Source organism: Arthrobacter sp. Hor0625 (assembly GCF_052567525.1).
In genome coordinates, this window is record NZ_CP199586.1 from 2,747,801 (window position 1) to 2,773,284 (window position 25,484).

At 70.1% G+C, this 25,484-nt stretch carries 21 protein-coding genes, 2 tRNA genes and 1 riboswitch; of the genes, 22 read left to right on the forward strand and 1 reads right to left on the reverse strand.

The genetic code is table 11. The features are described from left to right. Window positions 1-95 precede the first annotated feature (95 nt). The 8 genes from ACTWLI_RS12680 to ndk all read left to right on the forward strand — a co-directional run bounded on the left by ACTWLI_RS12680 (window position 96) and on the right by ndk (window position 8,749). On the forward strand, window positions 96-644 hold the full coding sequence (locus tag ACTWLI_RS12680) for a universal stress protein (RefSeq protein ID WP_445154169.1): 549 nt from the start codon (window positions 96-98) through the stop codon (window positions 642-644). Beyond that, entirely contained in the window at window positions 644-1,222 is a 579-nt protein-coding gene (locus ACTWLI_RS12685; protein ID WP_445154170.1) for a fluoride efflux transporter FluC, read from the forward strand. The genes ACTWLI_RS12680 and ACTWLI_RS12685 overlap by 1 nt, the downstream gene beginning before the upstream one ends. Then, the gene (crcB, locus tag ACTWLI_RS12690; RefSeq protein WP_445154171.1) at window positions 1,219-1,596 is read left to right on the forward strand and encodes a fluoride efflux transporter CrcB; all 378 of its coding nucleotides are present in this window, start codon (window positions 1,219-1,221) and stop codon (window positions 1,594-1,596) included. Before ACTWLI_RS12685 ends, crcB begins: the two co-directional genes overlap by 4 nt. Beyond that, on the forward strand, window positions 1,593-2,828 hold the full coding sequence (locus tag ACTWLI_RS12695; RefSeq protein ID WP_445154172.1) for an MFS transporter: 1,236 nt from the start codon (window positions 1,593-1,595) through the stop codon (window positions 2,826-2,828). Before crcB ends, ACTWLI_RS12695 begins: the two co-directional genes overlap by 4 nt. Window positions 2,829-3,145: 317 nt before the next feature. Then, the gene (gene ileS / locus ACTWLI_RS12700; protein ID WP_445154173.1) at window positions 3,146-6,487 is read left to right on the forward strand and encodes an isoleucine--tRNA ligase; all 3,342 of its coding nucleotides are present in this window, start codon (window positions 3,146-3,148) and stop codon (window positions 6,485-6,487) included. Window positions 6,488-6,490: 3 nt separating this feature from the next. Next, window positions 6,491-7,849 (forward strand): bifunctional folylpolyglutamate synthase/dihydrofolate synthase, encoded by a 1,359-nt coding sequence (locus tag ACTWLI_RS12705; protein ID WP_445154174.1) that lies wholly within the window; start codon window positions 6,491-6,493, stop codon window positions 7,847-7,849. A gap of 3 nt (window positions 7,850-7,852) precedes the next feature. Beyond that, on the forward strand, window positions 7,853-8,296 hold the full coding sequence (locus ACTWLI_RS12710) for a DUF4233 domain-containing protein (protein WP_445154175.1): 444 nt from the start codon (window positions 7,853-7,855) through the stop codon (window positions 8,294-8,296). Between the two features lie 39 nt (window positions 8,297-8,335). After that, window positions 8,336-8,749 (forward strand): nucleoside-diphosphate kinase, encoded by a 414-nt coding sequence (gene ndk, locus ACTWLI_RS12715; RefSeq protein WP_445154176.1) that lies wholly within the window; start codon window positions 8,336-8,338, stop codon window positions 8,747-8,749. 128 nt (window positions 8,750-8,877) lie between these two features. Here ndk and ACTWLI_RS12720 read toward each other — a convergent pair whose 3' ends face one another. After that, window positions 8,878-9,549 (reverse strand): vitamin K epoxide reductase family protein, encoded by a 672-nt coding sequence (locus ACTWLI_RS12720; RefSeq protein WP_445154177.1) that lies wholly within the window; start codon window positions 9,547-9,549, stop codon window positions 8,878-8,880. Window positions 9,550-10,036: 487 nt separating this feature from the next. On the opposite strand from ACTWLI_RS12720, the gene ACTWLI_RS12725 reads away from it, so the two are divergent. The 14 genes from ACTWLI_RS12725 to ACTWLI_RS12790 all read left to right on the forward strand — a co-directional run bounded on the left by ACTWLI_RS12725 (window position 10,037) and on the right by ACTWLI_RS12790 (window position 25,368). Next, entirely contained in the window at window positions 10,037-13,609 is a 3,573-nt protein-coding gene (locus ACTWLI_RS12725) for an Rne/Rng family ribonuclease (RefSeq protein ID WP_445154178.1), read from the forward strand. 165 nt (window positions 13,610-13,774) lie between these two features. Then, window positions 13,775-13,872: riboswitch (TPP riboswitch) on the forward strand. Beyond that, on the forward strand, window positions 13,863-15,494 hold the full coding sequence (locus ACTWLI_RS12730; protein ID WP_445154179.1) for a bifunctional hydroxymethylpyrimidine kinase/phosphomethylpyrimidine kinase: 1,632 nt from the start codon (window positions 13,863-13,865) through the stop codon (window positions 15,492-15,494). It overlaps the preceding riboswitch by 10 nt. 366 nt (window positions 15,495-15,860) lie before the next feature. Further along, entirely contained in the window at window positions 15,861-16,169 is a 309-nt protein-coding gene (gene rplU / locus ACTWLI_RS12735; RefSeq protein ID WP_056738360.1) for a 50S ribosomal protein L21, read from the forward strand. A 59-nt stretch (window positions 16,170-16,228) separates the two neighbouring features. Further along, window positions 16,229-16,492 carry a 50S ribosomal protein L27 gene (gene rpmA, locus ACTWLI_RS12740; protein ID WP_009372867.1) on the forward strand — a complete coding sequence of 88 codons (264 nt, stop codon included), beginning with the start codon at window positions 16,229-16,231 and terminating at the stop codon, window positions 16,490-16,492. A 115-nt stretch (window positions 16,493-16,607) separates the two neighbouring features. After that, window positions 16,608-18,197 (forward strand): GTPase ObgE, encoded by a 1,590-nt coding sequence (obgE, locus tag ACTWLI_RS12745; protein WP_056738362.1) that lies wholly within the window; start codon window positions 16,608-16,610, stop codon window positions 18,195-18,197. Continuing rightward, the gene (gene proB / locus ACTWLI_RS12750; RefSeq protein WP_445154180.1) at window positions 18,187-19,338 is read left to right on the forward strand and encodes a glutamate 5-kinase; all 1,152 of its coding nucleotides are present in this window, start codon (window positions 18,187-18,189) and stop codon (window positions 19,336-19,338) included. The genes obgE and proB overlap by 11 nt, the downstream gene beginning before the upstream one ends. A 26-nt stretch (window positions 19,339-19,364) precedes the next feature. After that, window positions 19,365-20,699 (forward strand): glutamate-5-semialdehyde dehydrogenase, encoded by a 1,335-nt coding sequence (locus tag ACTWLI_RS12755; protein WP_445154181.1) that lies wholly within the window; start codon window positions 19,365-19,367, stop codon window positions 20,697-20,699. Window positions 20,700-20,779: 80 nt separating this feature from the next. Beyond that, entirely contained in the window at window positions 20,780-21,013 is a 234-nt protein-coding gene (locus ACTWLI_RS12760; RefSeq protein ID WP_445154182.1) for a hypothetical protein, read from the forward strand. A 55-nt stretch (window positions 21,014-21,068) separates the two neighbouring features. Continuing rightward, window positions 21,069-21,698 (forward strand): nicotinate-nucleotide adenylyltransferase, encoded by a 630-nt coding sequence (nadD, locus tag ACTWLI_RS12765; RefSeq protein WP_445156181.1) that lies wholly within the window; start codon window positions 21,069-21,071, stop codon window positions 21,696-21,698. A 7-nt stretch (window positions 21,699-21,705) separates the two neighbouring features. Further along, window positions 21,706-23,004, forward strand: coding sequence for a hypothetical protein (locus ACTWLI_RS12770; protein WP_445154183.1), 1,299 nt, complete (start codon window positions 21,706-21,708; stop codon window positions 23,002-23,004). Window positions 23,005-23,114: 110 nt separating this feature from the next. Continuing rightward, window positions 23,115-23,516: a ribosome silencing factor gene (rsfS, locus tag ACTWLI_RS12775; RefSeq protein WP_056738370.1), complete on the forward strand. Its 402-nt coding sequence runs from the start codon at window positions 23,115-23,117 to the stop codon at window positions 23,514-23,516. A 119-nt stretch (window positions 23,517-23,635) separates the two neighbouring features. After that, window positions 23,636-23,708 (forward strand) — tRNA-Ala (locus ACTWLI_RS12780). Between the two features lie 195 nt (window positions 23,709-23,903). Continuing rightward, window positions 23,904-23,976, forward strand: a tRNA-Ala gene (locus ACTWLI_RS12785). A gap of 147 nt (window positions 23,977-24,123) precedes the next feature. Continuing rightward, entirely contained in the window at window positions 24,124-25,368 is a 1,245-nt protein-coding gene (locus ACTWLI_RS12790; RefSeq protein WP_445154184.1) for a class I SAM-dependent methyltransferase, read from the forward strand. The last annotated feature ends 116 nt before the right edge of the window (window positions 25,369-25,484 follow it).

Sequence of the window (25,484 nt, forward strand, 5' to 3'; positions counted from 1 at the left end):
CGCCGGCGCCTCGAGTCCGCCGGGGCCCTGCCGGCCCTGTCCCGCGTCCCCGCAGCGTCCCCCGGCGATGTTGAATCCGAACGACAGGAGCACCGATGACCGAGCCCGAGAAGCGTCCCGCGGCGGAGACCGGACCAGCCGCGTTCGTTCCGCGCCGGATCACCGGCCCGGTCCTGATGGGGGTCGTGCCCGGCCAGCCTCTCGCCGTCGTCCATCGCGCCGCCGAGCTGGCACACAGCCTGGGCGTGAAGCTCATCTGCGCCTACGTGGACGTCACCAGCTACCTGGCCGGCGGACCCGACGGCGGCGGCGCCCGGCCCATCGATCCTGACGGGATCGATGACGACGTCGAGGGGATCAGCGCCGCGATCGCCGAACGGCTGCGGGAGGCGCTGGACGGCTCCGGCGTCGAGTGGTCCTTTGTGACCCTGGCCGGCGAACCGGCCCGCGCGCTGGGGCGGCTGGCCGAATCGATCGCCGCCTCCGTGATCGTCGTCGGCACCCGGGAACGCGGCCTCGGGGCCCGGTTCGAGGAACTGCTGGTGGGGTCTGTGGCCGTCCATCTGACCCACCGCCAGCACCGGCCGGTCCTGGTCGTGCCGCTCGCGCCGCAGCCCAAACCGCGTCCGAAAGAAGGGCACTGATGGAGCGGCGCACTCCGGAGACGGCCGCCCCGAATACCTCGGCGGAATCGCCCGCGGCCGGACCCGGGCGGGTGCTGCCCGTGAACGGCGACGCCGGCACCCTGGGCCCGGCGCGCGTCCAACGTCCGCTGCACTTGCACCCGGGCTTCGTGCTCGTGGTGGTGTGCGGCGGCGTGGCCGGCGCGCTGGCCCGCTACGGGCTCGGTACTGTCCTGCCGTCCCCGGGCGGGTGGCCGCTGCCAACCTTCGTGGTCAACCTCGCCGGCGCGTTCCTGCTCGGCGCCCTGCTGGAGGCCCTCGTGCGGCGGGGGCCCGACGGCGGCAGGCTCCGGGTGATCCGGCTGCTCGCCGGGACCGGGTTCATGGGCGCCTTCACCACGTACAGCTCCCTGGCGCTGGAGACCACCACCCTGCTCGGCGCCGGCCGGGCCGGCGACGCGCTGGGCTACGTCGCCGCGACCGTGGTCGGCGGGGCACTGGCGACCGTAGCGGGGATCCGGGCAGCCGCCGGACAGCACGACCGGCAGGCCCGGCGGCGGAGCCCCGGGCGTGCTGCCCGGCAGGGGCGCACCGAATGACCCTCCCAACGCTGCTCCTGCTTGGCCTCGCCGGCGGCCTCGGCGCCGGGACACGGTTCGTCGTCGACGGGCTGGTCCGGTCCCGGCTGCGCACCGCCCTGCCGCTGGGCACCATCGCCATCAACGTCAGCGGATCGTTCCTGCTGGGTCTGGTCGCCGGGCTGGTCATTGCCCACGCGGCGCCGGCCGAATTGCAGGCTATCGCCGGCACCGGGTTCCTCGGAGGCTTCACCACCTTCAGCACGGCCAGCTTCGAAACCGTCCGCCTCATCCAGTCCCGCCGCACCGGCCTGGCACTCCTGAACGGCGTCGGCACGGCCGTTGCCGCCGTCGCTGCAGCCGCCGCCGGGCTGGGCCTGGCCGGGCTGCTGTGACGGGCCCGGCGGGCACGACGAACCGGCTCGGCCCGCTGCGGTTTGTGCTGTCCTTCGGCGTCGTGAGCATGCTCGCCGACGTCGTCTACGAGGGCGCCCGCGCCATCACGGGTCCCTACCTGGCCACCCTTGGCGCATCCGCCGTCATGGTCGGCTTCATCACCGGCGCCGGCGAAGCCGTGGCCCTGGTCCTGCGCCTGGCCAGCGGCCCCCTGGCGGACAGGACCCGGAAGTACTGGCCCCTGACCATTGCCGGCTACACGCTGACCATCGTGACCGTTCCGCTGCTTTCGCTGGCCGGAGCGCTGTGGCAGGCGTCGGTGCTGATCATCGCAGAACGCTTCGGCAAGGCGGTCCGCACACCGGCGCGCGACACCATGCTCTCCCACGCCGGGTCGAGCATCGGCCACGGCAGGGCGTTCGCCGCCCACGAAGCCCTCGACCGGTCCGGAGCGCTGGTGGGACCCCTGCTGGTCGGGCTGATGGTCGCGGTGTCCGGATACCAGCTCGGTTTCGCGGTGCTGGCCATCCCGGGGGCGCTCGCCCTGGTCGCTGTGCTGCTGCTCCGCCGCGCCGTCCCGGTGCCCGAGAGGTTCGACCCCGACGGCCCCGACGCCGACCCCGGCACCTCCGGAACCACTGCCGGCCCGGACGGGCCCCGCCCGCCGCGGCACCGGCTGCCGGCCAGGTTCTGGTGGTACAGCGGGTTCACCGCGGTCTCGATGTTTGGGTTCTCCACCTTCGGGGTGATCTCCTACCACCTCGAAGTGCAGGGGGTGCTTCCCGCCGCGCTGATCCCGGTCACCTACGCCGCGTCCATGGGCGCGGCGGCGCTGGCCGCCCTGACCTCGGGGGCGCTGTATGACCGGATCGGACTGCGGGGCCTGCTGATTGCGCTGCCGCTGACGGCTGCCGTCCCGTTCCTCTCCTTCAGCACCTCGCCCGGCCTGGTCTGGACGGGCGCGGTGGTGTGGGGCGCGGCCCTGGGCATCCACGGATCCACCCTCCGGGCAGCGGTCGCAGACCTGGTGCCGGCAGCGCGACGCGGCACCGGATACGGTATCTTCACGGCCATCTACGGCACCGGGTGGCTGGCCGGCTCCACCATCGTCGGCGCCCTCTATGCCGTTTCCCTTCCCGGGCTCATCACTTTCATCGTGGCCACCCAGCTGGCAGCGCTGCTGGCCTTCCTCCCGCTCCTTCGGCGTCCCGCTGTGCCGGCCCGGCCGTAATACCGCGGGCCGCCGCGACTTCCGGTACCATCGACATATCAGCTTTGACCCGGCCATCACCGGTGAGCTTCCGGAAGAACGCCCCGGCGCGGCAGATTGTAAAAATGGTTGCGCGCCAGGGCCAGTAGAACCGGACGGGTAAGCCCGTCACAGCAGTCAACGAGCGGCCGCGGCCGGCCGGCGCCCCTTCGGGGAGCGATGGCCAGCGTGCGGTAAGTGAGGTGGTACCGCGGTGCCGGTGTTGTTCCGACAGCACAGGAGCCGTCCTCGCATCCTGAATGAATCCCGTTGTTCACAGCTCAACCCAGGATGTCGAGATGACCCATTACCCCAAGGCCTCAGCCGCACCTTCCGACGCCGGCAACGCTCCCTCCGCCGGTGTGTCCGCCTCCGTGAAGTTCCCGGAGATCGAGGAGCGCATCCTCAAGTACTGGGACCAGGACGGCACGTTCCAGGCGAGCATCGACCAGCGGGACGCGGGTAAAGACGGCTCCAACGAATTTGTCTTCTACGACGGCCCGCCCTTCGCCAACGGACTGCCGCATTACGGCCACCTGCTCACCGGCTACGCCAAGGACCTGGTGGGCCGCTACCAGACCCAGCGCGGCCGCCGCGTCGAGCGCCGCTTCGGCTGGGACACCCACGGACTGCCCGCCGAGCTCGAAGCCATGAAGCAGCTGGGCATGACGGACAAGACCCAGATCGAGGCCATGGGCATCGACAAGTTCAACGACGCCTGCCGCGCCTCGGTGATGAAGTACGCCGACGAGTGGAAGAGCTACGTCACCCGCCAGGCGCGGTGGGTGGACTTCGAGAACGACTACAAGACGCTCAACGTCGAGTACATGGAGTCCGTGCTGTGGGCCTTTAAGCAGCTGCACGAGAAGGGCCTGACCTACAACGGCTACCGCGTGCTGCCGTACTGCTGGAAGGACGAGACGCCGCTGTCCAACCATGAGCTGCGCATGGACGACGACGTCTACAAGAACCGCCAGGACCAGACCGTCACGGTCACGTTCCCGATCACCGCGGGGGAGTCCGAGCTCTCCAAGCAGCTGGCCGGTGTGCAGGCGCTCGCCTGGACCACCACGCCCTGGACCCTTCCGACCAACCTGGCGCTCGCCGTCGGCCCCGCCATCACCTACGTGGTGCTCCCGGCCGGCCCGCACGGGATCAAGGCCGCCTCGGCCGACGCGCCGGTCACCGGCTCCTTCCTGCTCGCCGCCGACCTGCTGGGCGCCTACGCCAAGGACCTCGGCTACGGCGACGGCGCCGAGGGCGCCGCCGCGGCCGAAGCCGCCGTCGTTTCCCGCCACACCGGCGCCGAACTCGAGGGCCTGACGTACGAGCCGCTCTGGGACTACTTCGCCGACGCCGAGAAGTACGGCACCGAAAACGGCTGGCGCTTCCTCGTGGCCGACTACGTCACCACCACCGACGGCACCGGCATCGTCCACCAGGCACCGGCGTACGGTGAGGACGACCAGAAGGTCTGCGAAGAGGCCGGCATCCCCGTGGTCCTCTCCGTCGACGAGGGCGCGAAGTTCCTGCCGCTCTTCGGCCACGGCGACCTCGCCGCGATCGCCGGGCTGCAGGTGTTCGAGGCCAACAAGCCCATCACCCAGGTGCTTCGCGCGCAGGGCCGCCTGGTCCGCCAGGCCAGCTACGAGCACAGCTACCCGCACTGCTGGCGCTGCCGCAACCCGCTGATCTACCGCGCCGTCTCCTCCTGGTATGTCGAGGTCACCAAGTTCAAGGACCGCATGTCGGAGCTGAACCAGGAGATCAACTGGATCCCGGGCAACGTCAAGGACGGCCAGTTCGGCAAGTGGCTCGCCAACGCCCGCGACTGGTCGATCAGCCGCAACCGGTACTGGGGCAGCCCAATCCCGGTCTGGCAGTCCACCGACCCGGACTACCCGCGCACCGATGTCTACGGCTCGCTGGCCGAGATCGAGGCGGACTTCGGCAGGCTGCCGCGCAACAAGGACGGCCAGGTGGACCTGCACCGGCCGTTCATCGACGAACTGACCCGGCCGAACCCGGACGACCCGCGCACCCCGGAAGAGGGCCAGTCGGTGATGCGCCGCGTCGAGGACGTCCTGGACGTCTGGTTCGACTCCGGCTCCATGCCCTACGGCCAGGTGCACTACCCGTTCCAGAACGAGGAATGGTTCAACACCCACAACCCGGCGGACTTCATCGTCGAATACATCGGCCAGACCCGCGGCTGGTTCTACATGCTGCACATCCTCTCCACCGCGCTGTTCGACCGGCCGGCCTTCCGCAACGTCATCAGCCACGGCATCGTGCTCGGCTCCGACGGGCAGAAGATGTCCAAGAGCCTGCGCAACTACCCGGACGTCTCCGAGGTCCTGGACCGCGACGGCTCGGACGCTATGCGCTGGTTCCTGATGTCCAGCCCGATCCTGCGCGGCGGCAACCTGGTTGTCACCGAGCAGGGCATCCGCGACGGCGTCCGCCAGGTCATCCTGCCGCTGTGGAACGTCTACAGCTTCTTCACGCTGTACACGAACGCCGCTGCAGGCGGTTCCGGCTACGACGCGAAGCTGCGCTACGACGGCTACACCGACACCCTGGACGCCTACCTGATGGCGAACACCGGCGAGCTGGTCCGCAACATGACCGCCCAGCTGGACAGCTATGACATCTCCGGGGCGTGCGATGAACTGCGCGGCTACCTGGACATGCTCACCAACTGGTACGTGCGCCGCAGCCGGCAGCGCTTCTTCGACGAGGACACCGACGCCTTCGACGCGCTCTACACCGCGCTGGAGACCGTCTGCCGGGCGGCGGCCCCGCTGCTGCCGCTGGTCTCCGAGGAAATCTGGCGCGGCCTCACCGGCGGGCGCTCCGTGCACCTGGCCGACTGGCCCGAGGCGGAGAAGTTCCCCGCGAACCCGGAGCTGGTCGAGGCGATGGACCGGGTGCAGCAGATCTGCTCCACCGGATCCTCGCTGCGCAAGGCCGCGAACCTCCGGGTGCGCCTGCCGCTGCAGGAACTGACCGTCGTCGCCCCCGGCGCGGACGCCCTCGCGGGCTTTGCCGCCGTCGTCGCCGATGAACTGAACCTGCGTTCGGTCCGGCTGCTCGATGCCGGCAGCGCCTCCCCGGAGGAGTTTGGCATCGAGCAGAAGCTCGTGGTCAACGCCCGGGCCGCCGGACCCCGCCTGGGGAAGAACGTCCAGCAGGCCATCAAGGGCTCCAAGTCCGGTGACTGGTCCGTCGGCGAGGACGGGGTGGTGACTGCCGGCGGGCTCGCGCTCGAGCCGCAGGAATACACCCTGGAAACCGTGGTGGCCGAAGCAGCCGAAGGGGAGGGTTCGCGCGCGGCGGCGGTCCTGCCCGGCGGCGGGTTCGTGGTGCTCAACACCGAAGTCACCCCGGAGCTCGAAGCCGAGGGCACCGCCCGGGACCTCGTCCGTGCCATCCAGCAGGCGCGCAAGGACGCCGGGCTGAACGTCAGCGACCGGATCCGCACCACGGTCACGGCCGCGGCCGCCACGGTCGAGGCGCTGCTGGCGCACGCCGAGCTGGTGAAAACCGAGACGCTGACGGTGGAACTGGACACGGTCCCCGCCGACGTCAAGGAACCCCGGATCAGTGTCGACAAAGTAACCGTTGAAGTAGGGGCCTAAGCCATGACCGACGAATTCTCCGTAGAGAGCGTCTACGCCGAACTGTTGGGCCGGGCGCCGGAAAACAAGATGGAACCCAGGCTCGCGCCGCTGCGCCGCGCCATGGACATCCTGGGGGAGCCGAACAAGGCGTTCCCGATCATCCACGTCACCGGAACCAACGGCAAGACCTCCACGGCCCGGATGATCGAGGCCGGCCTGCGGGCCCACGGGCTGAGCACCGGCCGGTACACCAGCCCGCACCTGACCAAGGTCACCGAGCGGATCAGCATCGACGGCGCACCGGTCCCGGACGAAACCTTCGTCCGGATCTGGGACGAAATCCGCCCGTACCTGGACATCGTCGACGGGGAGCTCGCCGCCGAGGGCCAGCCCCGGCTGACCTACTTCGAATGCCTGACGATCCTGGGCTTCGCGGTCTTCGCGGACCAGCCGGTCAACGTCGCCGTGATCGAGGTGGGCCTGGGCGGGATCACCGACGCAACCAACGTCGGCGACGGCCAGGTCTCCGTGATCACGCCGATCTCCCTGGACCACACCGACCTCCTCGGGGACACCACCGAGGACATCGCGCACGAAAAGGCCGGCATCATCAAGCCCGGCGGCTTTCTGGTCAGCGCTGCGCAGCCGCTCGACGCCGCCCAGGTCCTGCTGGACAAGGCCAAGGAAGTCGACGTGCCGTTCCGCTTCGAAGGGGTGGAGTTCGGCGTCGAGTCCCGCACGGTCGCCGTCGGCGGACAGCTTGTGACCGTCCAGGGCATCGCCGGCCGCTACGAGGACCTGCTGGTTCCACTCCACGGGGCGCACCAGGCGGAGAACGCCGCCGTCGCGATCGCCGCCCTGGAGGCGTTCTTCGGCGCCGAGAAACCGCTCGACGCCGAGGTGCTGCAGGAGGCGTTTGCCGCCGTCACCTCCCCGGGCCGGCTCGAGGTGCTCCGCACCGCCCCCACCATCATCGTGGACGCCGCCCACAACCCGGAAGGCATCCGGGTGTCGGCCGAAGCGCTGCAGGAAGCGTTCAGCTTCAGCAAGCTCGTGGTGGTCGTGGGCATCCTGCAGGAAAAGGACGCCGAGGAAATCCTCCGCCAGCTCAAGGACTCCCTGGGCGACATGGCTGCCGAGTACTGCTTCACCCAGTCCAACTCGCCCCGCGCGATCCCGGCCGCCGAGCTGGGGGAGCTGGCCCTGGACCTGGGCTTCGGCGAGGAGAACATCCACGTCGCGGAAAAACTCGACGACGCCCTCGAATGGGCCGTCGAGCGGGCCGAAGCCAACGACGACCTCGCCGGCGGCATCCTCGTCACGGGGTCCATCACGCTCGTGGCCGAGGCGCGGATCCTGCTCGGAAAGTCCGAGGCGTAACCGATGGCAAAGCTCACCAAAGCCCAGCGCGAATGGCGCCCGGGCATGCCCAAAAAGCGCCGTTCCACCAAGGTCATGTTCGCCTCCACGGTCCTGCTGCTGGAGTCCTTCGTGGCGCTCTTCGGCACCCTCGCCGTCTTCGGGCTCCGGCGCGGCGAGTTCCCGCCGCTGCTGGTCTTCGGCGTCGGCATCGGGCTGAGCCTGGTGCTCGCGCTGACCTGCGCCGTGCTGACGAAGCCGTGGGGTGTGGCCCTGGGCTGGATCCTGCAGCTGCTGCTGGTGCTCACCGGGTTTATCGAGCCCACCATGTTCATCGTCGGCGGCCTGTTCGCGATCACCTGGTGGTACGGGATCCTGACCGGCATCCGGATCGACCGCGAGTCGGCCGAACGGGACCGCGAGCAGCAGGCCTGGGACGCCGCCCACCCCGAAGGCCAGAGCAACTAGACTTGTCCCCGAACCCCACCCCAACATATTGGAGCAGCTGTGAGCACTGAGCGCACCCTAGTCCTGATCAAGCCCGACGGCGTCGCCCGCAACCTGACCGGAAGCATCCTTGCCCGGATCGAGGCCAAGGGCTACACCCTGGCCGAACTCAAGAAGGTCGACGCCACCCGCGAACTCCTCGAGCAGCACTACGAAGAGCACGTCGGCAAGCCGTTCTACGAGCCGCTCGTCGAGTTCATGCTCAGCGGCCCGGTCGTTGCGGCGATCTTCGAGGGCCACCGCGTGATCGAGGGCTTCCGTTCACTCGCCGGCACCACCGACCCGACGACGGCGGCGCCCGGCACCATCCGTGGCGACTTCGGCCGCGACTGGGGCGTCAAGGTCCAGCAGAACCTGGTCCACGGCTCCGACTCGGCCGAATCCGCCGAGCGCGAGATCAAGATCTGGTTCTAACCCACTCCCGCGCGAACGGACACCTCAGACCCCCCGTTAAGCGCGAACGTACACTTGGGGCCCGGTTTTGGATGGAAACCGGGGCCCCAAGTGTACGTTCGCGCTTGTGTGTGCGGGGGTGGGGAGGCTCAGTAGCCGGAGGTGCCGATGAAAACCTGGATGAAGGCGAAGAAGATGGTGGCGATGACGGCGACGTAGAGCAGGGCCGTGATGATCCAGCCGGATTCCCCCAGGATGCGGGCGGCCGGGGCCGGGACCGGAATGACGCCGTGGCTGACGTTGCGCACCGTCACCCAGACGAACAGGGGGATCATCGCGGCCCAGACGATCATGCAGAACGGGCAAAGGATGTGGATCGAGTACAGCGCCTGGGACCAGAGCCACACCACGAAGGCGAAGCCGAGCGTCACGCCGGTCTGCAGCCCGATCCAGTACCAGCGGGCGAACTTGGCCCCGGCGAAGATGCCCATGGCCGTGGTGATGATAACGGCGAAGGCCACGATGCCGATGAACATGTTCGGGAAGCCGAAGACCGAGCTCTGCCAGGTCTGCATCACTTGCCCGCAGGAAATCCAGGGGTTCACGTCGCACACCGTGACATGGCTCGGGTCCTTCAGGACCTCCAGCTTTTCCAGCACGAGCGCACCGGACGCGAGCCAGCCGACGACGCCGGTGACCAGCAGGAGCCAGGCGAACGGCCGGTCGCGGGTCATCGGGGGCAACGGCCGCTCCGCTGCGGCCGTGCCGGCGGCAGGTCCGGCCGGGGACACGTCGCCGGGGGCGGTGGACAGGCTCGGCATGGATTTCAGTCCTTTGCGTTGGGAAACCGGGGCGGATGCTCTAGCGCCGATTCTATCGCCGGAGGCTGGAAGAAGCCCGGCAACGGCCCTGCCTCACCCCGGCCCGCGGTCCAATGCGCGGACCGGAGACCCGGCCTACCCCTGCTTTTGTGCCTCCTGTGAGACAATGAACCTGGCTGTTACGCGAACCACATTCGGGTTTCAGTCCGGCGACTTTGTTTCCAAGACCGCCAATGATGAGCTGGGCATACTACGGATCCGTCGATCCGGGCTATCCCGCAATGCCATTGGACGGCACCTGGTTGTGACGTAGAGATCAACGGGTTCACGACAATCCCGCCGGCCTTCCAGGGCTGCCGCACCCCACTGCCGGTGCGAACCTGAAGGTAGCCAATTGACTTCTGTCAATGCCTGCGGGTGTTGACGCATATTTGCCCCCACGGGTGCCGGATGTGGCGGTATATCAGGGGCAGGAGTGTCGCCACATATGGATAAAGACCAGCTTGTAGCCGGTAACGACGAAGCAACCGTCACCGAGGAAACCCCGGAAGCCGCCGTCGCGGCGGAGGCGCCGAAGAAGGCCACCCGTAGCCGCCGCAAGGCGGCGCCGAAGTCGGCAGCAGCCGAGCCGGCGCCCGACGCCGATGCCGTCGTTGCGGCCGGCGCCGAGGGTGCCGCGCCCGACAGCCCCGCCGCCGTCGAAGCCCCCGCCGCGGAAGCCAAGGCCCCTGCCCGCCGAACCCGGTCGCGGAAAAAGGTCGAGACGGACGTCCAGGACGCTGTCGCCGAAGCCGCCGCCGACACGACGGCCGCCGCCGTCGAAGCCCCCGCAGAAACTCCGGCCGTCGAGGCCCCCGAAAAGCCGGTCCGGCGCCGGGCTTCCCGGGCCAAGGTCGCCCCGGTCGCAGCCGCCCCGGATGAAGCAGCAGCAGAGCCCGCCGTAGCAGCGCAGGACATAGCGGTGCAGGAAGCAGGGACGGCAGCAGCGCCCGAGACGGCCGCCCCCGCACCGGAGGCGAAAGCCCCCGCACCGGAGGCGGAAGCCCCCGCAGCGGCCCCGGCCACCCAGGCCGCCGAAACCCCGGCCCCGGAGGCGGAGCCGGACACGCAGACCGCCGGGGCGCCGTCGCCCTTCCTGGCCCCGGGCGCCGTCACCTCGATGATTTTCCAGGCCCCCGACCTGAGCGCGGTGGTCCGCCCGGCCGCTGCGGCAGCCCCCGCGGCCGCCGAGGAGACGGACGAAGAAGAAGATGAGGACGGCGAGGACTCCGGCAGCCGCCGGCGCCGCCGCAGCCGCGGCCGCCGTGGGCGCAGCCGCACCGCCGGCGAGGCCGAGACCGAAGGCGACATTGAGGGCGAAGGCGATGATTCCGAGGCCACGCTCGAAGACGGCGTCACCTCCCGCCGCCGCCGCCGGCGCCGCCGCGGTGACCAGGACCTGGAACTGACCGGGGGCAACGACGACGACCCGCCCAACACGGTGACCCGCGTGCGGGCCCCGCGGACGGTCAGCGAAGTCCCGGCCAGCAACCGAGTCACCTCCGTCAAGGGCTCCACCCGGCTGGAAGCCAAGAAGCAGCGGCGCCGCGAGTCCCGGGACACCGGCCGCCGCCGTACCGTGATCACCGAGGCCGAGTTCCTGGCCCGCCGCGAATCCGTGGACCGCCAGATGATCGTGCGCCAGCGCGACGACAGAATCCAGATCGGTGTCCTCGAAGACGGCGTCCTGGCCGAGCACTTCGTGTCCAACACGCAGCAGGATTCCCTGATCGGCAACGTCTACGTGGGCAAGGTCCAGAACGTGCTGCCGTCCATGGAGGCAGCCTTCGTCGACATCGGACGCGGCCGCAACGCCGTGCTGTACGCCGGCGAAGTGAACTGGGATTCCGTCAACCTCGAGGGCAAGCAGCGCCGGATCGAAAACGCGCTCAAGTCCGGCGACTCCGTGCTGGTCCAGGTCACCAAGGACCCGATCGGCCACAAGGGCGCCCGACTGACCAGCCAGATTTCCCTGCCCGGCCGGTACCTGGTCTACGTGCCCGGCGGCTCCATGACCGGCATCTCCCGCAAGCTGCCCGACGTCGAACGCAACCGGCTCAAGCGGATCCTCAAGGACCGCCTCCCGGAGGATGCCGGCGTCATTGTCCGCACCGCTGCCGAAGGCGCTTCGGAAGAGGAGCTGACCCACGACATCAACCGGCTGCGGGCGCAATGGGAGGGAATCGAAGCCCAGTCCGCGTCGAGCAAGGTCCTCGCCCCGGAGCTGCTCTACGGCGAACCGGACCTGACCATCAAGGTGGTCCGGGATGTCTTCAACGAGGACTTCTCCAAGCTGATCGTCTCCGGCGAGGAGGCATGGGACACCATCGAGGCCTACGTCACCTACGTCGCCCCGGACCTGGTGGGCCGGCTCGAGAAGTGGACCAAGGACACGGACATCTTCGCTGCCTGGCGCATCGACGAGCAGATCCACAAGGCCCTGGACCGCAAGGTCTTCCTGCCCTCCGGCGGCTCGCTCGTGATTGACCGCACCGAGGCCATGACCGTCGTCGACGTCAACACCGGCAAGTTCACCGGCAGCGGCGGAAACCTTGAGGAAACGGTCACCAAGAACAACCTCGAAGCCGCCGAGGAAGTCGTCCGGCAGCTGCGGCTGCGCGACATCGGCGGCATTATCGTGATCGACTTCATCGACATGGTGCTCGAATCCAACCGCGACCTCGTGCTGCGCCGCCTGGTCGAATGCCTGGGCCGGGACCGGACCAAGCACCAGGTCGCCGAGGTGACCTCGCTCGGACTCGTGCAGATGACCCGCAAGCGGATGGGCACCGGCCTGCTGGAAGTCTTCGGCGAACAGTGCGAAGCCTGCGCCGGCCGGGGCGTCGTTACCCACGACGAGCCGGTGGAACACCGCCGCGCCAACACCGTCGCCGCCGAACACCACGTGCCGCGCACCGAGCACCAGCCGGCCGGCCGCAGTGAGCGCAAGCGCCGTCGGGGCAAGGGCGGCCAGGGCAGCGAGGCCGGGGCTCCCACGCCCGCAGCTGCGCACGCCGAACCGGATGAGGCGGAGCGCCACGCCAAGGCGGAGGCGACCCGTGCGGCGCTGGCCAACATCGCCGCCGCAGCGCACGCCGCGCACCTGCACGACGGCGAGGCAACGGCAGCGCCCGACGCCGAAACGCGGCAGGCGGCGCTCGACGCCGCCGTGGAGCTCGCCTCCACCGAGGAAGCGGCCGGCCGGCCGGCCGCGGTCCTGACCTTCGGCGGGGAGCAGGTAGCCCTGCCCTTCGTCGAGCACGCCCAGGAAAGCACGCAGCCTGCGCTGACCCTGGACCTGTTGACCGAAGCCTTCGCCAACCTGGGCGACGCCGAAACCGGCAAGCCCGCCGGGGCGGCTCCCGTCCAGGCGCAGGCTCCCGCCGCCGAGGCTGCCCCCACCCGGGCCGCCGAAGCCACGCCGGACGAGGAATCTGCGGCTGCACCGGCCGCCGCACCGTCCCGTGCCACCCGCGGCCGGGGCAGGGCCCGGGTCGCCCGGATCCAGCCGCCGAGCGTGCGTGCCCGCGAGGAGCAGGCAGCCGGCCAGGAACCGGTCCGGCAGGACCAGTCCAGGCAGGACCAGTCCCGGCAGGAGCGGGGACAGGCGCCGTCGCGTCAGGACCGCGGCCGCCAGGATCGGACGCGGGAACGCGCCCAGGAACCGGCCCGCCAGGACCGCGGCCGCCAGGACCGGACGCAGGAACGCGCCCAGGAACCGGCCCGCCAGGAACGCGCCCAGGCGCCGGCCCAGCAGGCGCCGGTCCGGCAGGCTCCGGCCCAGCCGTCCGTGGCGGCTGCGGACACCACCGCCCCGCGCCGGGTGCGCCGTAACCGCAGCGCCAGCCGCGCGCAGGGTGCCGCCAACGAAACCTCCGTGCAGCAGCGCGAAGCCACCCCGTCGGCTGCGGCCGGCTCGGTGCACGAGGCCAAGGCGCCGGAACCGAGCCAGGCAGCAGCCAAGCCGGCCGCCAGCGAACCCCTCATCCTCGGCGTCGGCGTCCCCGCCTCGGAACTGTAGGCGACCGGAAGCAGCAGGCACGAACCACCGCGGGCCCCGCCCGGATCCGACGCATGTCGTTGGATCCGGGCGGGGCCCGCTGGTTCGTTAACAGCGCTGTTCCGCCGGGCACACGGACCCGCCGCGGGACGCGGGATATCGGCCGGCGACGCGCGCTAGGCTGGGTGGACTGACACGGGGTGCCGCGCATCGAGCCGGCTGAGATTCAGACCCGTTGAACCTGTCCGGTTAGCACCGGCGAAGGGATGTCCAGATGACTGTATCCACCGCGCCCACTTCCACCCTGACCTCCGCCTTTCCAACCCCCGCACCGGCGGACCGGCGGGGAGGCGCCGCCACCGAAGCGCCGCAGGCCCGGCGGATCCCGAGGGTCCTGGCCATCGCCGGCTCCGATCCTTCCGGCGGCGCCGGCATCCAGGCGGACCTGAAGAGCATCGCCGCGCACGGCGGCTACGGAATGGCCGCCATAACCGCGCTGACCGCCCAGAACACCCGCGGCGTGCGCGCGGTGCACGTCCCGCCGGCGTCGTTCCTGACCTCCCAACTGGCGGCCATCAGCGAGGACATCACCATCGACGCCGTCAAGATCGGCATGCTGGGCGACGCCGCCGTGATCGAGGCCGTGCGCGGCTGGCTGGAGAAGGCCCGGCCCGCCGTCGTGGTCCTGGATCCGGTGATGGTGGCGACCAGCGGCGACCGGCTGCTGCAGGAATCGGCGGAAGCCGCCCTCCGCGCGCTGCTTCCCCTGGCGGACCTGATCACCCCCAACCTGGCCGAACTGGGCATGCTGCTCGGCGAACCGGCGGCCAGTGACTGGGCCGGTGCGCTGCAGCAGGGCAAACGGCTCGCAGCCGCCGCCGGGACGACGGTGCTGGTCAAGGGTGGCCACCTGGCGGGCAGCGCCGGGACCGACGACGGCGGTTGCCCGGATGCGCTGATCAACACCGGGGGAGTGCTTGGCCGGGAACAGGTGGTGGTGGAAGGCGAGCGGATCGCCACCGGGAACAGCCACGGCACGGGCTGCTCGCTGTCCTCGGCCCTCGCCACGGTGCAGGCCCGGACGGGCAACTGGGAGGCCGCACTGCGGGAGGTCAAACCCTGGCTGCTGGGAGCACTTCGGGAGGCCGGGCAACTGCAGGTCGGGGGCGGCAACGGACCCGTCCACCACTTCCACCACCTGCACCCCGCGTCCGGCGGGGACGGGGACGGGGGCCCGGAGGCCGCCGAGGGCGGCTTCGCGGCGGCGCTCGACCGGCACGCGGCCGACAGCCTGGCGGCCATCTACGGCCTCGACTTCATCCGGGGTCTTGCGGACGGGACCCTGCCCGAGCGCGAATTCACCTATTACCTCGGCCAGGACGCCCTGTACCTCAACGGCTACTCCCGGGTGCTGTCCCGTGCCGCCGCCCTTGCCCCCACCGAGGACGAGCAACTGTTCTGGGGGCGCTCGGCCCAGCAGTGCCTCGAGGTCGAATCCGAGCTGCACCGGACATGGCTGGCCGGCCGCGCCGCGGCAACGGCCGAACCGGGACCGGTCACCAAGGCCTACGTGGACCACCTGCACGCGGCCTCACTCGCCGGCAGCTACGCGGTACTGCTCGCGGCGGTGCTGCCGTGCTTCTGGCTGTACGCCGAAGTGGGAGCCACCCTGCACGAGGCCTTCCGGCGGGACTTCGCCACCGACCCCGGCGCCCATCCCTATGCCGCGTGGCTGCGCACCTACGCCGACGAGGCCTTCGCGGAATCGACGCGGCAGGCCATCCGCTTCACCGACGCGGCAGCCCGGCGGGCGTCGGCGGGGGACCGCATGGCCATGGCCGAAGCCTTCCGCCACTCTTGCCGCTACGAGAGGGAGTTCTTCGACGCGCCGAGGCTGCACGCCTAGGCGCCGCGGGACGTTCCGGCCGGTAAGATAATGGGGCGCGGTTCCGGAAGCTGTTGCGGCAGGACGGCACCGGCCCCTCGACGGGGGCGGTGTGGCGCCTGTCACGCACTCCATGCCGGGCCCGGCCTCGTTTGCGACCGAAGGCAAAATTAGCGTAGTCTAGACCTTCGGTGCTTACGCCAACACTTGGGCTATGTCCTTGAGGAAGTGTCCATCCGCCTACGGGCAGGACGCTTTCACGGAATGGCTCATGGATCCCCCCGGGGAATCCACCGGCGTTGAGGCACAGCGTGAGCCGGACCAGTCCTTGGTCCCAGGTTCCGCACGCAAATCTAGTAATAAACGTCGAGAGAAGTGAGTTCCCCAGTGGTGTACGCGATTGTCCGCGCAGGCGGCCGCCAAGAGAAGGTTTCCGTTGGAGACTTCGTTACCCTGAACCGCGTCCCCGGTGGAGCCGGCAGCACCATTGAGTTGCCCGCACTGCTCCTGGTAGACGGTGACAAGGTCACGTCTGCAGCCAAGGACCTGGCCAAGGTAACGGTTACGGCTGAGATCCTGGAGGACCTGCGTGGTCCCAAGATCGTCATCCAGAAGTTCAAGAACAAGACCGGCTACAAGAAGCGCCAGGGTCACCGTCAGGAACTGACCAAGGTCAAGATCACCGGTATCAAGTAACTAGCGTTACTGTTCAGGTTTTCAGCAGATTCCCCAGAATTTAAAGGCAGGCATTTCAAATGGCACATAAAAAAGGCGCGAGCTCCACTCGCAACGGTCGTGACTCCAACGCCCAGTACCTCGGCGTCAAGCGCTTCGGCGGCCAGGTAGTCTCCGCAGGCGAGATCATCGTCCGCCAGCGCGGCACCCACTTCCACCCGGGCGCCGGCGTCGGCCGCGGCGGCGACGACACCCTGTTCGCCCTGACCCCCGGTGCTGTCGAGTTCGGCACCCGTCGTGGTCGCCGCGTTGTGAACATCGTGGCTGCTGCAGCTGCAGAGTAACAACAAGTTCTAAATCGGTGGGGCGGGCCAGCAGGTCCGCTCCACCGGTGTTTTAACCGCATTACAATCATCTTGGGCCCCCAGGGACCCAAGGAACAGCACTGAGGAGATCCACGTGGCCAGCTTTGTAGACCGGGTAGTACTGCACGTATCCGGCGGTACCGGCGGCCACGGCTGTGTCTCCGTCCACCGCGAGAAGTTCAAGCCGCTCGGCGGGCCCGACGGCGGCAACGGCGGCAACGGCGGCGACGTCATCCTCCGCGTGGATCCCCAGACCACCACCCTGCTCGACTACCACCACGCCCCCCACCGCCACGCCACCAACGGCGGCCCCGGCATGGGCGACTGGCGCGGCGGCAAGAACGGCGAGACCCTGGTCCTGCCCGTGCCCGAAGGCACCGTCGTCAAGAGCAAGGACGGCACCGTCCTGGCCGACATGGTCGGCGAAGGCACCGAGTTCATCGCCGCGGCAGGCGGCCTGGGCGGCCTGGGTAACGCCGCGCTGTCCTCCCAGAAGCGCCGCGCCCCCGGCTTCGCGCTGCTGGGCATTGAAGGCGAATCCAGCGACATCGTCCTGGAGCTGAAGTCCATCGCCGACATCGCCCTGGTCGGCTTCCCCTCCGCGGGCAAGTCCAGCCTGATCGCCGCGATGTCCGCCGCCCGGCCGAAGATCGCCGACTACCCCTTCACCACCCTGGTCCCGAACCTCGGTGTCGTGCAGGCCGGCGACGTCCGCTTCACCATCGCCGACGTCCCGGGCCTGATCGAGGGCGCGAGCGAAGGCAAGGGCCTCGGCCACCACTTCCTGCGCCACGTCGAACGCTGCGCGGCCCTGGTCCACGTGCTGGACTGCGGCACGCTGGAATCCGACCGCGACCCGCTCTCCGACCTGGCCGTGATCGAGGCCGAACTGGAGAAGTACGCCGTCGACATGAGCTACGCCGGCACCGACGGCGAAGTCGTGCCCCTGAACCACCGCCCGAGGCTGGTCGCCCTGAACAAGGTGGACCTGCCCGACGGCAAGGACATGGCCGAATTCGTCCGTCCGGAGCTGGAGAAACGCGGCTACCGCGTCTTCGAAATCTCCGCCACCAGCCATGAGGGACTCCGCCAGCTCGGCTTCGCCATGGCCGAGATCGTCAAGGCCGCCCGCGACGCCGTCGCCGCCACCCCGCCCAAGGTCGCGGCGCCGGTGCTGCGGCCCCGCGCGGTCAACGAATCCGGCTTCACTATCCGCCGCGAAGAACGCGGCATGGAGCCGCTGTTCCGCGTCCTCGGCGAGAAGCCGGTCCGCTGGGTCAAGCAGACCGACTTCACCAACGAGGAAGCCATCGGCTACCTCGCGGACCGGCTGGCCAAGCTCGGCGTCGAAACCGAGCTGTTCAAGCAGGGCGCCAAGCCCGGCGACGCGGTCGTCATCGGCGAGGATGACGGCGTCGTCTTCGACTGGGAGCCGACCATGATGGCCGGCGCCGAACTGCTGGCCTCGCCGCGCGGCACGGACATCCGGTTCGCCGACATCGGCGACCGACCCACCCGTGGCCAGAAGCGCGAGGAGCAGCAGGAGCGCCGCGAGGCCAAGGCTGCCGCCCGCGCCGAGCTGGAGGCCGAGCGCAAGGCCGGTATCTGGACCGAATCGGTCAGTGCCCGCCGCGCCCCGCAGCCGCTCAAGGAGAGTGGGCTCGGCGAAGCCGATGACGAGTAACGCCGTCGCCCGGCCCGGCACGGCCGGCGTCCCCGGCCGTGAGGTGCTCTCCGGGGCCCGCCGGATCGTGGTCAAAGTCGGGTCCTCGTCGCTGACCTCCATCCGGGGCGGCATCGCGGAGGAAGCGGTCACCGACCTCGCCGACGCCCTGGCGCGCAAGCGCAACGCCGGCACCGAGATCATCCTGGTTTCCTCCGGCGCGATCGCCGCCGGCCTGGCCCCGCTGGGCCTGGACAAGCGGCCCCGCGACCTCGCCACCCAGCAGGCCGCCGCGAGCGTGGGCCAGGGACTGCTGATGGCCCGCTACACCCACGCCTTCGGCGCACACGGCGTCACGGTCAGCCAGGTGCTGCTCACCGCGGATGATTTCATGCGCCGCAGCCAGCACACCAACGCCTTCCGGGCACTGGACCGGCTGCTGAACCTCGGCGTGGTCCCGGTAGTCAACGAGAATGACACCGTGGCCACCCATGAAATCCGCTTCGGCGACAACGACCGGCTCGCCGCGCTCGTGGCCCACCTGGTCCGCGCCGACGCACTGGTCCTGCTCTCCGACGTCGACTCCCTCTACGACGGGCCGCCCTCCCACGGCGCCAAGCGGATCCCGCACGTCGCGGGCCCGCGGGACCTCGAAGGGGTCTCGATCGGCAGCACCGGCAAAGCGGGGGTGGGCACCGGCGGCATGGTCACCAAGGTGGAAGCCGCCTCGATCGCCGCCGGCTCCGGCATCCACGCCCTCGTCACGTCCACCGCCAACGCCGCCGCGGCGCTGGCGGGGGAGGACGTGGGAACCTGGTTCTCCGTCAACGGCTCCCGCAAGCCGATCCGGCTGCTGTGGCTCGCCCATCTGGCGTCCGTCCAGGGCACGCTGGTGCTCGACGACGGCGCCGTCCGCGCCGTGCGCGACCGCCACACCTCGCTGCTTCCGGCCGGCATCACCGCCGTGCACGGGGACTTCGAAGCCGGCGACCCGGTGGAGATGACCGGCACCGACGGGACCGTGGTGGCCCGCGGGCTGGTCAACTACGGGGCCGGGGAGCTGCCGCAGATGCTCGGCCGCTCCACCCGGGAACTGGGCCGGGCGCTCGGCCGCGGCTATGACCGTGAAGTTGTTCATGTTGACGACCTGGTGCTGGTCTAAGCCCCCGGCTCGCCTAAACTTGGAGCATGACTGAGGCCCTCACTTCGCACCCCGACCTGCCGGTTACCGACGCGCCCGCCGGGGCCCTGCCGCCGGCCGTGACGGACGTCGAAGCCGCGGTGCACGCCGTCGCCGACCGGGCGCGGGCCGCGTCCCGCCGGATGGCCCGCGCCAACCGCGCCTGGAAGGACCGCGGCCTGCGGGCCGTCGGAGCCGCCCTGCTCGAACACCAGGACAGAGTCCTGGCCGCCAACGCCCAGGACGTCGCCGCCGGACGGGCCAACGGCACCTCCGCGGCACTGCTGGACCGGCTGACCCTCACCGCCGCCCGCGTCCAGGCCCTCGCCGCGGCGCTCGAAAACCTCGCCAACCTGCCCGACCCGGTCGGCAACGTGGTCCGCGGCCAGACCCTCCCGAACGGGCTCCGGCTGCGGCAGGTCAATGTGCCCATGGGAGTGGTGGCAGCGATCTACGAGGCGCGTCCCAACGTCACCGTGGACATCGCCGGGCTGGCCCTCAAGAGCGGCAACGCCGTCATCCTGCGCGGCGGCAGCGCTGCGGCCCACACCAACGCCGCGCTGGTTGCGATCCTCCGCGACGCGCTGGAGTCCGTGGGCCTGCCCGCGGACGCCGTGCAGAGCGTCGACGAATACGGCCGCGCGGGCGCGGGCGTGCTGATGCGAGCCCGGGGCCGCGTCGACGTGCTGATTCCCCGCGGCGGCCGCGAGCTGATCCAGACCGTGGTGACGAACTCCTCGGTACCCGTGATCGAAACCGGCGAGGGCAACGTCCACATCTTCCTCGACGCCTCCGCCGACGAAGACATGGCCGTGGAGATCCTGCTCAACGCCAAGACCCAGCGGCCCAGTGTCTGCAACACCGTGGAGACGCTGCTGGTGCACTCCGCGTCGACAGTGCTGCCCGCGGTCGCCGCCGCACTGCGCGGCGCTGGCGTCACGCTGCACACGGACGACCGGATCCGGGCCGCGCTGCCCGCCGACATCGAATCCGTCCCGGCCACCGACGCGGACTGGGGCACCGAATACATGGACCTGGACCTCGCCGTGGCCATGGTCGACAGCCTGGATGAGGCGGTCCAGCACATCCGGACCTGGTCCACCGGACACACCGAAGCCATCCTCACGAACGACCTCGCCAACGCCGAACGCTTCATCGCGGAGGTCGACTCGGCCGCTGTGATCGTGAACGCCTCCACGCGCTTCACCGATGGCGGGGAACTGGGCCTGGGCGCCGAAGTGGGCATCTCCACCCAGAAACTCCACGCCCGCGGTCCGATGGGCCTGACCGAGCTGACCACCACGAAGTGGATCGTGCAGGGCGAAGGCCAAGTCAGGGCGTAGCGACGCGGTAACATGGAACAAAAGCCAGGAACGGCGGGGGAGCCCGCCGTCCTGATTCCGTGAACTCACTAGGGGAGAACATGCTGTTCCAGCAGATCGCCACCACCGTAGCCGCCGCTGCCGAGCATGAGGAACTCGCACCGCTCATCGCGCCGCCGTTCGTCATCGGCATTACGATGTTCGTGATCCTGCTGGTCATGCTGTTCATCACGCTCTCCTACGGCAACCTCGGCAAGCGCCACGAAGCCGTCGAGGAGCACGCGGACCCGCACCGCCAGCACCCGAACAAGCACGACCACGGACTGGGCCACTAATATTTCCGCCACAGTGAAGCAGCACGGCGCGAAGCGCCGCCTGCGCCTGGGTGTGATGGGCGGGACCTTCGACCCGATCCATCACGGCCACCTCGTCGCGGCCAGTGAGGTCGCGGCCGAGTTCGGCCTCGACGAAGTCGTCTTCGTGCCTACCGGCCAGCCGTGGCAGAAGAGCAGCAAGAAGGTCAGTGAGGCCGAGCACCGCTACCTCATGACCGTCATCGCCACGGCGTCGAACCCTCGGTTCACGGTGAGCCGGGTCGACGTCGACCGGCCCGGCCCGACGTACACCATCGACACGCTGCGCGACCTGCGCACGCTGCGGCCGGACGCGGACCTGTTCTTCATCACCGGCGCGGACGCGCTGGCCCAGATCCTGTCCTGGAAGGACATCGACGAGCTGTGGTCACTGGCGCACTTCGTCGGCGTGACGCGGCCCGGCCACGTGCTCGACGGCATGGGCCGCGACGATGTGAGCCTGCTGGAGGTCCCCGCCATGGCCATTTCCTCCACCGACTGCCGGGCGCGGGTCGCTGCCGGCAACCCGGTCTGGTACCTCGTACCCGACGGGGTGGTCCAGTACATCGCCAAGTACGACCTCTACGACGGCCGGTCCGATCCCGAGTCGGATACCCGGGAGCCGCGGCCGGAGCCCGAAGCACACCAAACCGCCAGCACCGAATGAGTCTTCAATGAGTCAGGAACAGCCCCCCATCCGCAGCCGACGCGAACTGCGCCAGGCCAGGGGTGAACGCCAGGACGCCAACCCGGGCGCCGCGACGCCGGACAACCCGGCCAATGGCGCGCGGCCGGAAGCGCCCACGGAGGCCGAAACCACCGGCCGGCGGCGCATTCCCGGGCCGGTGGACTCGGTCCGGACGACCTCCGCAGCCGAGCGCTCGTCCCAGGTCCGCGCCCGTGACCGCGCCGCGTTGCGCACCATCAAGGAGCTCGCCGAAAAGGAGGGCCAGCTCGCGCCCGGCGGGACCCCGACGCGCCGGCAGCTCCGGCTCCAGCAGCTGGCCGAGGAGACCGCCCCGGCGACCTCGGCCAACCCGATCGTTCCGATGCCGTCGCCGCGGACCCGGTCCCACCCGGTGGTTGCACCGAAGAGTGCCGCCGACAAGGGCCTTGCCGGGCCTGCCGCCGCTCCTAAGGCTCCGGAGCCGGCCGCTCCCGCTACCGGCGCCGCTCCCGGCCCCGGCACCGCGCCTGCCGGCGCGTCGGCCGGCCCCGGGCCGGAGGCAAAGCTGCCCGAGGGGATGAGTGTCGAACAGGCCCTCGCCGCGCGCGAACTCCTCGCCGAACAGGCGCGCAACCAGGTTGCCAAGATGGAACACATCGCAGCCACTGACCCGGACGCGGTCAACCCGGAAGTCCTTGCCGAGCAGATCGCCCTGGCCGAACGTGCCGCGGTGCTCAACCGGCGGGCGGCAGCAAAGCAAAAGCTCGCCGCACAAAACAGCCAGCCGGCCGCGCCGCGTCCCGGCCAGCCGCGCACCGAGACGCCCAGCAACGGGCCCTCGACGGCGAGCAACCTCGCCATGGTCACGCCGCTGGAATTCGAAGCCGTCCCCGGCATCGACCGGCCGGTGATGAAACGCCCGGCAACGTCCTACGTCCCGCTGGTCACCAACTCCAGCCCCAAGGTCCAGCCGCCTCGCACCGCGCGTAGGCCCGGATCGGCCCGCAAGCGCGACGCCGGCCCGGCGGACGGACGCTCCGGCGTCCTGGCCCGGGCAGAGGCCGCCGCGCAGGCTGCCTCCGTCCGCCGCCGGCCTGCCGGCGTCGAGGCGGCGGCCGAGGAAGAGCCGGCGGCCAGGCCTCCCGTGGCCGCCAACGCCGCGTACGGGCTCGATCCGCTGGACGCCGCCACGGCCGGGCTCGGCCGGGCCCGGCGCCTGCGCGCCATCCAGCTCGGGGTCCTGGCCCTTGGCGTGCTGGCGCTCATCGCAGGCATCATCCTGATCATCACCGGGCTGGCCGGCTAACCCGTCCCGTCTCCGCGGTCCCGCACCGCCCCGCCGGCAGCCGGCGCCCAACGCACCCCGGCGGCCAGCCCGTCCCCATCCACCAGCTTTCCCCTTCACCAAGGAGTCCAATGACTGCCACCGATTCATCCATCACGACCGCCCGCCAGGCAGCCCACGCCGCCGCAGACAAACTGGCCCAGGACATCGTGGCCCTCGACGTCAGCGAACGGCTGGCCCTGGCCGACGTTTTCCTGATCGCCTCCGCCCCCTCGGAACGCCAGGTAAACGCCATCGTCGACGGCATCGAAGACGAACTGTCCAAGCACGACCTGAAGCCGGTCCGCCGCGAGGGGCGCTCCGGCGGCCGCTGGGTCCTGCTGGACTACGCCGACGTCGTCATCCACGTCCAGCATGAGGAGGACCGCGTCTTCTACGCCCTGGAGCGCCTCTGGAAGGACTGCCCCGTCGTGGACCTCCAGCTGGGCGACGAAGCCACCGCCACCACGGCTCCCGCCACCGAAACCGAGTAGCGGACAGCCGGACCGGGCGGCACCGGATTCTGAATATGCCCGATTTGGAATTTTCAGAAGTGCTGGTCTAAGATATTTGAGTTGCTCCGGAGAGAATGAAACCGGAACGGCAAGAATACGGGGCTGTGGCGCAGCTGGTAGCGCACCTGCATGGCATGCAGGGGGTCAGGGGTTCGAGTCCCCTCAGCTCCACCGGATAATCCGCCGGAATCGAAAGATTCCGGCGGATTTTTTGGTTTCCGGGACTGCCGGCCGGCTTCCAGGTGCCGGCCATCCCGCCGAAATGCGCGTCGGCGCGCCGATTAGCGTCAGCGGCAAATGTAGATTAAGCTAATCAGGTTGCTTGATCGAACCGCCCACTGGGAAGGTTGGAGAAGCAGCGGTTTCGGGGCTGTGGCGCAGCTGGTAGCGCACCTGCATGGCATGCAGGGGGTCAGGGGTTCGAGTCCCCTCAGCTCCACCGAACGAGGTCCCGCTCAGCGAGCGGGACCTCACCTTTTTAAGCCGACAGGCCGGGCAGGCGGCTGCTTGGCGCGGGAAGCCCCCGGGTGCGGTGCGGCCCAGGAACGACCGAAACGGCGCGAGAGAACGGCGGCAAGCGGTGCACATGGCGGAAGAAGACCTCGACTCCCTGTTCTCCCTGCTGCGGAGGGCCCCCGACGTCGAGGCGCCCAACCTGCAGGCCTGGGATGCCACGGACCGCCTGCTGCTGGACACCGCCGCCGCGCTGCGGGCCAGCGGTGACCTTGCCCCCGGCGTCCGGACCGCCGTCGTGGGGGACCGCTACGGCGCCCTGACCCTGGGGCTGCGCCTGACCGGCTGGGGCCGGGACGGCGCCGCCGGGGCGGACAGCATCATTCGTGTCCACGAGGACCTGGTCACCGGCGAACGCGCCTTGAGGCGCAACGCCGAGGCCGCCGGCCTCACCGGCGGCTTCGAGCAGCTCCCGCTTCACGACGCGGTCCGGGACGCCGGCCTGGTCCTGCTCCAGCTGCCGCGGTCCCTGGCCGAACTCGAAGAGATCGCCGACGCCGTCGCCCGGTACGCCGCCCCCGGCGTGACCGTGCTGGCCGGCGGCAGGATCAAGCACATGAGCCTGGGCATGAACACCGTACTGGAACGCTACTTCCGGCACGTCCAACCCCAGCTGGCCAGGCAAAAGTCACGCGTCCTCCTGGTGCGCGGGGCCAAAGCCGTCGACGGAGCCGCGCCGTTCCCGGTCGCCGAACGGCACGCCGGGCTCGGGCTGACCGTCTGCGCCCGCGGTGCAGCCTTCGCCGGCACAGGGCTGGACATCGGCACCCGGTTCCTCCTGGACTTCCTCCCCGAACTGCCCGACGTCGCCCACGCCGTGGATCTCGGCTGCGGCACCGGCGTCCTGGCCGCGGCCTATGCGCGCAGCCATCCGCGCGCCCGGGTCACGGCTACCGACCGCTCGGCAGCGGCCGTCGACTCCGCCCGGGCCACCGCCCGCGCCAACGGCCTGGACGAACAGATCGAGACGCTGCAGGACGACGCCGTGAGCTCCCTGCCGGACGGCTGTGCAGGGCTGGTCCTGCTCAACCCGCCGTTCCATCTGGGCGCCGCAGTCCACGCCGGCGCCGGGCTCAAACTCATCGAGGCGGCCGCCCGCGTCCTGGCGCCGGGCGGGGAACTGTGGACGGTCTTCAACAGCCATTTGCAGTACCGGCCCGCCCTCCAGCGGATGGTGGGGCCCACCCGGGAGGCCGGCCGCAACCGCAAATTCACCGTCACGGTCAGCGTGCGGCAAGAGCCGCCGCGCGGCGCCGCGCAGGCACCGTCGGCAGCGGCACCGGCCGCGGCCGCCGAACCGGACGCCGAACCAGCCTGATCGTGACGCCCGCGGGTGGGGCCAGCGCCGTCGGTAACGTACGATTCTGACATCGGCTGTGCTTTGCCAAAGACGTTGAGAGGTATCAGTGACTGAGATCCGCACACCCTCGCCTC

Coding starts and splice junctions, on each gene's coding strand:
- ACTWLI_RS12680 (WP_445154169.1), top strand. CDS start 96: ATGACCGAGCCCGAGAAGCGTCCCGCGGCGGAGACCGGACCAGCCGCG.
- ACTWLI_RS12685 (WP_445154170.1), top strand. CDS start 644: ATGGAGCGGCGCACTCCGGAGACGGCCGCCCCGAATACCTCGGCGGAA.
- crcB (WP_445154171.1), top strand. CDS start 1,219: ATGACCCTCCCAACGCTGCTCCTGCTTGGCCTCGCCGGCGGCCTCGGC.
- ileS (WP_445154173.1), top strand. CDS start 3,146: ATGACCCATTACCCCAAGGCCTCAGCCGCACCTTCCGACGCCGGCAAC.
- ACTWLI_RS12705 (WP_445154174.1), top strand. CDS start 6,491: ATGACCGACGAATTCTCCGTAGAGAGCGTCTACGCCGAACTGTTGGGC.
- ACTWLI_RS12710 (WP_445154175.1), top strand. CDS start 7,853: ATGGCAAAGCTCACCAAAGCCCAGCGCGAATGGCGCCCGGGCATGCCC.
- ACTWLI_RS12720 (WP_445154177.1), bottom strand. CDS start 9,549: ATGCCGAGCCTGTCCACCGCCCCCGGCGACGTGTCCCCGGCCGGACCT.
- ACTWLI_RS12725 (WP_445154178.1), top strand. CDS start 10,037: ATGGATAAAGACCAGCTTGTAGCCGGTAACGACGAAGCAACCGTCACC.
- ACTWLI_RS12730 (WP_445154179.1), top strand. CDS start 13,863: ATGACTGTATCCACCGCGCCCACTTCCACCCTGACCTCCGCCTTTCCA.
- rpmA (WP_009372867.1), top strand. CDS start 16,229: ATGGCACATAAAAAAGGCGCGAGCTCCACTCGCAACGGTCGTGACTCC.
- proB (WP_445154180.1), top strand. CDS start 18,187: ATGACGAGTAACGCCGTCGCCCGGCCCGGCACGGCCGGCGTCCCCGGC.
- ACTWLI_RS12755 (WP_445154181.1), top strand. CDS start 19,365: ATGACTGAGGCCCTCACTTCGCACCCCGACCTGCCGGTTACCGACGCG.
- ACTWLI_RS12760 (WP_445154182.1), top strand. CDS start 20,780: ATGCTGTTCCAGCAGATCGCCACCACCGTAGCCGCCGCTGCCGAGCAT.
- nadD (WP_445156181.1), top strand. CDS start 21,069: ATGGGCGGGACCTTCGACCCGATCCATCACGGCCACCTCGTCGCGGCC.
- ACTWLI_RS12770 (WP_445154183.1), top strand. CDS start 21,706: ATGAGTCAGGAACAGCCCCCCATCCGCAGCCGACGCGAACTGCGCCAG.
- rsfS (WP_056738370.1), top strand. CDS start 23,115: ATGACTGCCACCGATTCATCCATCACGACCGCCCGCCAGGCAGCCCAC.
- ACTWLI_RS12790 (WP_445154184.1), top strand. CDS start 24,124: ATGGCGGAAGAAGACCTCGACTCCCTGTTCTCCCTGCTGCGGAGGGCC.